The 8,697-nt window shown below is 68.4% G+C and carries 5 protein-coding genes, 1 tRNA gene and 1 CRISPR repeat array; of the genes, 1 reads left to right on the plus strand and 5 read right to left on the minus strand.

Annotated elements, in window-relative coordinates; genetic code table 11:
- Positions 1-100 precede the first annotated feature (100 nt).
- Both JUB11_RS29980 and JUB11_RS29985 read right to left on the minus strand, forming a co-directional pair.
- On the minus strand, positions 101-856 hold the full coding sequence (locus JUB11_RS29980; RefSeq protein WP_207462473.1) for an RlmE family RNA methyltransferase: 756 nt from the start codon (positions 854-856) through the stop codon (positions 101-103).
- 33 nt (positions 857-889) lie between these two features.
- Positions 890-1,906: a Ppx/GppA phosphatase family protein gene (locus tag JUB11_RS29985; protein WP_348771538.1), complete on the minus strand. Its 1,017-nt coding sequence runs from the start codon at positions 1,904-1,906 to the stop codon at positions 890-892.
- Between the two features lie 254 nt (positions 1,907-2,160).
- Between JUB11_RS29985 and JUB11_RS29990 the strand changes: the two genes are divergently transcribed.
- Positions 2,161-2,234 (plus strand) — tRNA-Gln (locus JUB11_RS29990).
- Between the two features lie 65 nt (positions 2,235-2,299).
- A CRISPR array of direct repeats spans positions 2,300-3,787; the repeat unit is 36 nt; unit sequence GTTGCGGTTGGACCGCAGTTTCCCATCGGCTAAACT.
- Positions 3,788-3,861: 74 nt separating this feature from the next.
- Here the strand turns inward: JUB11_RS29990 and cas2 are convergent.
- From cas2 to cas9, 3 genes are read right to left on the minus strand one after another with little or no spacing between them, the layout of a single operon-like run.
- The gene (cas2, locus tag JUB11_RS29995) at positions 3,862-4,188 is read right to left on the minus strand and encodes a CRISPR-associated endonuclease Cas2 (RefSeq protein WP_207462475.1); all 327 of its coding nucleotides are present in this window, start codon (positions 4,186-4,188) and stop codon (positions 3,862-3,864) included.
- Positions 4,189-4,197: 9 nt separating this feature from the next.
- The gene (gene cas1, locus JUB11_RS30000) at positions 4,198-5,145 is read right to left on the minus strand and encodes a type II CRISPR-associated endonuclease Cas1 (protein ID WP_207462476.1); all 948 of its coding nucleotides are present in this window, start codon (positions 5,143-5,145) and stop codon (positions 4,198-4,200) included.
- On the minus strand, positions 5,142-8,378 hold the full coding sequence (cas9, locus tag JUB11_RS30005; RefSeq protein ID WP_207462477.1) for a type II CRISPR RNA-guided endonuclease Cas9: 3,237 nt from the start codon (positions 8,376-8,378) through the stop codon (positions 5,142-5,144). Before cas9 ends, cas1 begins: the two co-directional genes overlap by 4 nt.
- Positions 8,379-8,697 lie beyond the last annotated feature (319 nt).

Consider the following 8,697-nt stretch of genomic DNA (forward strand, 5'->3'; position numbering starts at 1 on the left):
TGGGCTTGTGAAGGCGCGCGGGCCACAAAACCTCGTGCCGGCGGGCCTCCGCGGCGCATTCCAGCCATGAAGGGCCGCCGGCGTCCTCCGGGAACAGCCCTTATTCGTCCTCGTCCCGGCCACGCCAGTTGTCGTCCGGGTCCACATCGGACGGATCGGCCGTCCTGCCCCGGAAACCGGTGGCCACGATGTAGGTTTCCGAGGAGTCGGACCGGCTGGCCGGCGGCTTGGCGTGGCGCACGGTGGCGAAGTCGCGCTTCAGACGCTCCAGCAGCGATCGCTCGGCCCCGCCCTGGAACAGCTTGGCGACGAAGGCGCCGCCGGGCGACAGCACCTCCTCCGCGAAGTCGTAGGCGGCCTCGGCCAGCCCCATGATGCGCAGATGGTCGGTCTGGCTGTGGCCGGTGGTGGGGGCGGCCATGTCGCTGAGCACGAGGTCGGCCGGCCCGCCCAGCGCCTCCTTCAGCCGGTCGGCGGCCCCTTCCTCCAGGAAGTCGGCCTGCATGATGGTGGCGCCGGGGACCGGGTCCATCGGCAGGATGTCCAGCCCGACGACCTGGCCCATCCCTTTCTGCGTCCTCACCGCGTCCACGGCCATCTGCGTCCAGCCGCCGGGGGCGGCACCCAGATCCACCACCCGCTTGCCCGGCGCGAACAGGCCGAACTTCTCGTCGAGCTGCAGGATCTTGAAGGCCGCGCGCGAACGGTAGCCGCGCTTCTGAGCCTCGGCCACGTAGGGATCGTTAAGCTGCCGTTCCAGCCAGCGCGCCGACGAGTTCGAGCGTTTGGCGGCGGTCTTCACGCGCACCGTCGTGCGGCGCCCGGTGGGGGTGGAGGACGGTCTCTTTTCAACCATGATCTTGCAAAGTCCCAAGCCCAGGCCGCGCGCTCAATCGCGCGCCGAGCCGATCAGTTCCACGAGTATGCCCTCGCGCAGGCCGCGGTCGGCGATGCGCAGCCGCTCCACCGGCCAACAGTCGCAGATGGCTTCCAGCACGGCGCAGCCGGCGACGACGAGGTCGGCGCGCTCCTGCCCGATGCAGGGATGCCGCGCCCGGCCGTCGAAGTCCAGCGCCACGAGCCGTTCGGTCACGGCGCGGGCGTCCTTCAGCCGGAGATAGCTGCCGTCCACCGCGTTGCGCTCGTACCGGCCGAGCCCGAGATTGACCCCGGCCAGCGTCGTCACCGTGCCCGACGTGCCGAGCATCTGCACGGCTCCCCGTTCCACATGCGCCCGGATGCCGTTGCGCGCCTCGAAGGGGGCGATGGCGTTTGCCACGTCCTCCACCATGCGCCGGTAGGCGCCGGGGGAGACGTCGTTGCCGCCGAACCGTTCGGTCAGGCCGATCACGCCGCACTGGATCGAGGTCTGGTCGATGATGCGCGGCGGGCGCCCGCGCTCCAGCGCCAGCCACATCAGCTCGGTCGAGCCGCCGCCGATGTCGAAGACGATGGCGTGCGGCACCTTCGGGTCGAGCAGCGAGGCGCAGCCGGCCAGCGCCAGCCGGCCCTCCTCCTCCGTCGAGATGATCTCGATGGCGATGCCCGTCTCGCGCTCGACCGCGTCCACGAACTCGTTGCAGTTCTTGGCGCGCCGGCAGGCCTCCGTCGCGACCGCGCGGACCGAGGTCACCCCGCGCCGCTCGATCTTCGAGCCGCAGACCTTCAGCGCCGCCAGCGTGCGCTGCATGGCGATGTCGGACAGCCGGTCGTTGCGGCTCAGCCCCTCGCCCAGCCGGACGATGCGCGAAAAGGCGTCGATCACCCGGAACCCGCCGGGAGCCGCCCGCGCGATCAGCAGCCGGCAGTTGTTGGTCCCGAGATCCAGCGCGGCGAAGACGGGCCGCGCAAGCGCCGACGAACGCACCGTTCCGGTGTCGCTGCGCCGTTCGCTCTGCACCTGCACGTCCAAGCCGCCCTCCAGACATTCCCTAAAAGAGAACCATCATAGACCGTTTTCGTCGCACGGCGAAACCCTCCTTACGAGGAAGGCCAAGGGCGGGGACCGCCCGCGCCGCCTTTCCCGAAGGGGGGGGCAAACCGCCGGAAGCCGCCCATATGGCGACGAAAAAAAGGCTTCACAAGCCCGCCCCGCGTTGCTATAAGCCCGCCCACACCACGGAGACGCCGGCCGACGGCACGCGCGCTCCGGTGACGGTCTGGGGGATCGTCTAGCGGTAGGACAGCGGACTCTGACTCCGCCAGCCTAGGTTCGAATCCTAGTCCCCCAACCAACTCCCTTCCTGTACAGCATGATTTCCAAGGCCGGCTAAACAGGCGGCGCGCCGCGTGAAGCGCCCATGCGGTTGGACCGCGGTTTCCCATCGGCTAAACTCGCCATCACCATGCTGTTCCGGCCGTGCTCGTTGCGGTTGGACCGCAGTTTCCCATCGGCTAAACTCGCGGCTGCGATAGCCGCCTACGCCACTCTGTTGCGGTTGGACCGCAGTTTCCCATCGGCTAAACTGCTTACCGCCGTCACCGAGACGACGCGCGGGTTGCGGTTGGACCGCAGTTTCCCATCGGCTAAACTTGATGCGGGCCGCATGGTTCACGTCGACCAGTTGCGGTTGGACCGCAGTTTCCCATCGGCTAAACTACAAGTTCGACGGCCGCGCCGTGGTCGAGTGTTGCGGTTGGACCGCAGTTTCCTATCGGCTAAACTGCCGACAGCCGCGCCGAGCTTGTCCACTTCGTTGCGGTTGGACCGCAGTTTCCCATCGGCTAAACTCGGCCGGTTCTTGGCGGCCGCGAAGGCATCGTTGCGGTTGGACCGCAGTTTCCCATCGGCTAAACTTCCCGCCGCGCTACACGCACAGCGTGGAATGTTGCGGTTGGACCGCAGTTTCCCATCGGCTAAACTGGAGGTGGCGGCCAGCACCGGCCCGCCCTCGTTGCGGTTGGACCGCAGTTTCCCATCGGCTAAACTCCCCGGCCCCAGGTTCAGGCGGACCAGCGGGTTGCGGTTGGACCGCAGTTTCCCATCGGCTAAACTCAGCGTCTGCGTGTTGATGCGGCGCTTCTGGTTGCGGTTGGACCGCAGTTTCCCATCGGCTAAACTGGCGTTGCCTTCGACCCGTCCACTTGGGCAGTTGCGGTTGGACCGCAGTTTCCCATCGGCTAAACTCGACGTCGAGATCGCCGGCCGGAACAACGCGTTGCGGTTGGACCGCAGTTTCCCATCGGCTAAACTCAACGCACGGGTCCGGATGCCGAGCAGGTGGTTGCGGTTGGACCGCAGTTTCCCATCGGCTAAACTTACAGCCTGACGTTCAAGAATGGTGTCGCGGTTGCGGTTGGACCGCAGTTTCCCATCGGCTAAACTTTGCCCAATCAAGACCCTTGGCAAGAACCAGTTGCGGTTGGACCGCAGTTTCCCATCGGCTAAACTGCCCCGATCCTCCGACCGCTCTACCGTGCGGTTGCGGTTGGACCGCAGTTTCCCATCGGCTAAACTGCTCTCCGGTGTAGGGACCGCAGACGGTCAGTTGCGGTTGGACCGCAGTTTCCCATCGGCTAAACTCACAGGCGCTCCGCCCCGAAGTCGGCTGTCGTTGCGGTTGGACCGCAGTTTCCCATCGGCTAAACTTTCAAGGAGCGCCGGGTCTACACGGCCTGGGTTGCGGTTGGACCGCAGTTTCCCATCGGCTAAACTTATGTGGACGGCACAGAGTACGTTCTGGCGGTTGCGGTTGGACCGCAGTTTCCCATCGGCTAAACTGGGGACCGTGATGGTGACCGCCTCGCCCACGTTGCGGTTGGACCGCAGTTTCCCATCGGCTAAACTGGATCGCGGGATAAGCTGCTGAAAAAGCAAGCTTATCCCGCGCTTTCCGCGCGCGAAATTCGGCTCGGCGGGGGTCAGAACAGCACATACTGCTCCGGATTCTTCCTGGACGGCTGGCGGGTCCGGCCGTCGAAGCACAGGATGGATTCGTACTGTTTGTCCGTGAAGAACATGACGTGGACCTTGCCGGTCGCGGGAATCGCCTTTTCGATGCGGCGTGTCAGCGCCTCCCCCTGTTCCTTCCCGACGCAGTGCCGCATGTAGACGGAGAATTGCGACATCTCGAAGCCTTGGTCGAGCAGGAACTTGCGGAAGGTCGTGGCGGCCTTGCGCTCGCGTTTGGTCAGCACCGGCAGGTCGAACAGAACCATCATCCACATGATCCGGTACCCGCTCAGCATCGGTTGATCCTACGCCGGAGTTGGAACCCGCGGTGGAACCGGCCATTCCAGCGGCATCGGCGCCCAGGCCTGCCCCGCGTCGCCGGGCAGGCTCAGCACGGCTTCCCCGGTTTCATAGGCGCGCGCCAGCGCGGTCGCCGCCCGCATGACCACCGTGGACAAGGGCGTCGTGCCCTCCGGCGTCGGCAGGTCGAGCATGGGGACGAGCGCCAGGAAGCGTTTCGTCTCCGGCGTCACCGCCTCGTGGCCGGCATCGGCCAGCCGTGCCACGGCCAGATCGACGAAGGGCCGGAACGGTTCCATCAGGTCGTCCACGAGGCACAGCGGGTTGGCGCGGTTGTGGTGGAACAGCCCCAGCGAGGGGTGCAGGCCCGCGCCCATGACAGCCCGCGCCACGGTGGAGCGCAGGATCGCGTAGCCGTAATTCAGCATCCCGTTCGTGCCGCCGGCGTCCGCGTCGCGGCGGAACTCGGGGCCGAACAGAAGGGGCCAGTAGCGGCGGGCGGCCTGGGCCTCGACATTCTCCGGGTCGCCGGAGCGCACCTTGCGCGCCAGCGTCTCGAAGGCGCCGGACGGCTGCCCGCGCGCCTCCAGCACCGCGCCCTGCTGGCGGATCTTCGCGCGCACCAGCATCTGCCACAGCCGTTTGGCGAGCGGCGCCGGCACGTTGAGCTGCGAGCGCATGCGCTGGGCCTGCACATGGTGGCCGTCCACCGGCCAGAGGAAGGCCGCCGGCACATGGTTCGGCCCGCACAGCACCACCACGGCCCCGCGTTCCGACAAGGCAAGCAGCAGGTTGTTGGTGTAGGTCAGCCCATGCGCGTTCGCCACCACCGCCCCGATGTCGTCCAGCGGAATGCGGCCGAGTTCCTGCCCCTTGGACTCGACGACCATGAAGCCGCGCGACAGCGACAGGTGCCGGCCATCCTCGGCGATCTCGACGATGCGGCCGATCATGACGCCGGCTCCGTCCCGGACAGGGCGGCGCTTTCGGACAGCGCCCATTTCGGGAAGCCGGGGTCCCGCACCCCGCCGAGCGGATCGACCGTCACCCGGCGCGCCTTGCGCCGCCGCAGCACGTCGTAGGACACGATCAGCCAGCGGAACGGATCGTCCGGGTCGGCATGGCGCTTGTCCAGCTCGCCGGCCTCGGAATGCTCGGCCATGCGGATGCGGTTGTTGGACGGCTCCAGCCACGCCACCCGCATGACGCGCAGCCGCCCGTCATGCTCCAGCTTGACGAGGTCGCCCTTGTGCAGGCGCATGACGAAGCGTTCCCCCTCGGCAGGGTCGCAGGGGGCGGCGCGCCCGTCCGGCAGGGCGGTCCGGCGTGCGTCGAACAGCGTCACCGCGCGTCCCGTCCAGCGTCCGTCCGGCAGGGCCAGCAGGTCGATGTGGTGGACGTCGCCCGCGATCAGCCCCTTGTAGGGCTCCCCGTCCGGCCCGTCGAGCCAGATGGGCTCCGCCTCCTTGGCGAGGAGCCGGACGCGGCGGATGCCGACCCAGGGGGCGGTGGCGGCGAGGTCTTCCGCCGCCCTGGCGACGGCGCCCTTGGCGTCGAGCCGTTCGGGGCCGGCCCTGTGGACGTCGAACCGCGCCTGCATCGCCCGCCTCAGGTCGGGCGCGCGGATGCGCGTTATTCCCTTCTCCGTCAGGCCGTCCAGCGGCTTGCGGTAGACAAGGTTGAAGCCCTCTGCCCGCTCGGCCTCGCTGGTCGGGCCATAGGCCGTGTCCTCGTGCAGCCGCCCGCCCGTGCCATGTTCCGGCTTGTGGGAAACCGTCAGCGCGCGCACCCGCGCCGCCAGCTCGTCGCGGAAGCCGGGCCAGGGCGGGTCCAGATCGTCCAGCAGCCGCTCCAGCCCGGCCTGCTCGGCGCGGCCTGCCGTTTCGGCCACCCGCTGCACCATGCCCTGGTCGATGCAGCCGATTACGGCGGCGTCGAGCGCGTGGTGCAGATGGCTGTCCCGGTTCTTGACCGTGGGGCCGTCCGCGGGCGCGTTGGCGCCCTCGCGGTTGTGGTCGCGCAGGATGGAATCCACGCCCCAGCGCCGGCGCAGCAGCGCCGTCAGCCGCCCGGGCGAGACGCGCACCCGGTCGGGATGGCAGACATGGCGCAGATACTCCCGCGCCAGCCGGGCGAGATACTGCGTGTCGGTGATCTGCCGCGCCAGGAAGCCGCCTTCCTCCTTCCAGCGCCGGAGCGCGTGTTCGCCGAAGCGCCAGCGCTTGTTGGGCGGCAGATCCTCCACGCAGCCGAGGATCATGGACCAGCGGGCCTCGTCCCGGTGGAAGGCGTCGAAGGGCGTGCGGTTGCGCTTCTCCCGGTTGGCCGCCGCGACGCAGACCAGCTTGTTCGCCACGCTGTCGTCGAGGCTCTGGGAAAAGGGCAGGATGTGGTCGATGTCCACCGCCTCCGACAGCAGCATCTCCAGCCCGATGGTCTCGCCGGTGTAGGGGCAGCGGCGGTTGACCCCGCTTCCCTGTTCCTCCCACAGGCGCAGCTTCATCAGGTTGCGGCCGGTCACGGGGGCATCGACGCCGCGCAGGAGGGCCTTGCGCGCCTCGTTCCTCTTCTGGTTCTCGGCCTGCTCCTTCTCGGCGCGGCGGCGGGCATCCTGGCTCTGCTTCAGCGGCCGGGCCAGCTCCACCACGATCTCATGGGGATGCCCGTAGCGGTCGATGACCGCATTGACCACCGTGCGGACCTGGTTGAGCCCGATGTGGACCGTCGGGTTGGCGAGACGGCCGAGGCGCTTTTCCAGCGGGTCGCGGGGCTCGCCGGTGCCGAAGGCGACATGGCGTTCCAGCACCTCCGCGTAATAGGGAAGGCGGTCGAGCAGCTCGTCGGGACGCCGGTCGGAGTGATGGGCGCCGGGAATGGCGGCGGGCACCGCCTCGTCGTAACGGATCGGCCGGCCCTCGCGCGTCTCGCCTTCCAGCACGGGCAGCAGAACGGACAGCGCCCGCCGGCCGATGCGCAGGTGGAAGTCGGGCAGGGGGGCGTCGGCCACGCGCGCGGCGGCGTCCGGCTCCAGCCCCCAGCGGGCGGTCAGCCAGTCGATCAGCGCGCCCTCGTCCGTGTCCGAAAGAAGCCGCTCCACGATTTCGTCCTGCTCGGCAAGCGTCAGCGTCGCCCAGCGGGGGCCGAAGCGCTTCTTGTCGGCGAGCAGAGCCGCCGTCTCGTCCGTCTGTAGCTCCGGCCGGCGGTTGGATTCGTGGGAGAACTCCATGTCCGAGCCCAGCTTCAGGACCTTGCGGATGTCCTGGAAGGTGATGGCCTTCCGGCTGGGCTTGGCGCGCGCCGTGCGCAGGATCAGGTCGCGCTCCTCCACCGTCAGCGGCCGTTCGCTGCGGTCCGGCGCGATGACCTTGAGGTTGGCGAGTTCGGTGTAGAAGCGGAAACGCTGGGCCGAGGGCAGGGCGCGCGGCGCGCGCTCGTCGTCGGGGAAGAGCGAGCATTTGCCGACCGTCGGCGGCTTCAGCGGGCGCTGGTGGAAGATGCGCCGGCGCAGGGCCGCGCGCGCTTCCTCCGTCAGGAGTGCCGGATGGTGCGGTGCCTGGGCGGCCCACAGCCGGTCGAATTCATCCTCCAGAAGTTCCCGGTCCGGGTAGAAGGGATATTCGGCCTTGGCGCCGCGCCCGGTCAGCCGGGCGCGCACGCTCTCCCGGTTCAGGCGCAGCCAATGGAAGAAGGCGCCGAGCGTCGGGGCTCCGGCCGCCTCCATCCGCTCGCGCAGCCTGGCGATGCCGGTGCGGATCTTGCCGGCTTCGTCATCCTGGCCCGCGCGGCGCACCGGCTTGAAGCCGCGCCGCTGGTTGATGTGGAAGAGCGCCCGGCCGAAGGCGTGCGGCTCCAGCCGTTCGGTCAGGCCGCGTGCGCGAAGCTCATAGGGGTTCAGCCCTTCCAGCGCCTTCCGTGCGGCCCGGTCGGCCGGCATCAGCCCGAAACGGATCAGCGCGCCCAGCAGCCGCGCGCGGCGTGTCAGGGTGCGGTCGCGCCGCCGCCGCATCTGCCGCGCGATCCGGCGCGCCACGGCCAGCGAGCTTTTGTCCTGCGGGTTGCGCCCGTCCGTGAAGATGCGCACGCCCATGCGGCGGATGCCCTTGGGCGTGCCGGCGTGGTCCAGTTCCAGCACGCACCAGCCAAGGGAGTTCGTACCGAGGTCAAGGGACAGGCGGTAGGGCTGCATGGGGCGTGTCCGTGCTTTCGAAGGGAAGGGCTCGCGTGGAAGGATAGGAGTTCTTGATATCCTCCATCCAAGGTAAGCGTACCACAACCCTTGACAGCGTAAAGAGGTCTGCTACTCTTCCCGCAGCTGGTTGCAAACCTGTTTTAGCCGATGGGAAACTGCGGTCCAGCCGTTAACAAGTCCGCTTCGGCGGGCACAAAATGCGGGGCGGGCCACGGCTCGCCCCTTTTGTTTGTGCGCCCAGCATGGGCGTTCTCTTGTGGGTGGAAGTCCCGCCGTAAGCTGATCACGGCGAGCGAAGTGAAGCGCAACTGCGGAA

Source organism: Azospirillum sp. SYSU D00513 (genome assembly GCF_017356015.1).
Lineage (GTDB): Bacteria > Pseudomonadota > Alphaproteobacteria > Azospirillales > Azospirillaceae > Azospirillum.

Coding starts and splice junctions, on each gene's coding strand:
- JUB11_RS29980 (WP_207462473.1), bottom strand. CDS start 856: ATGGTTGAAAAGAGACCGTCCTCCACCCCCACCGGGCGCCGCACGACG.
- cas9 (WP_207462477.1), bottom strand. CDS start 8,378: ATGCAGCCCTACCGCCTGTCCCTTGACCTCGGTACGAACTCCCTTGGC.
- cas2 (WP_207462475.1), bottom strand. CDS start 4,188: ATGCTGAGCGGGTACCGGATCATGTGGATGATGGTTCTGTTCGACCTG.
- cas1 (WP_207462476.1), bottom strand. CDS start 5,145: ATGATCGGCCGCATCGTCGAGATCGCCGAGGATGGCCGGCACCTGTCG.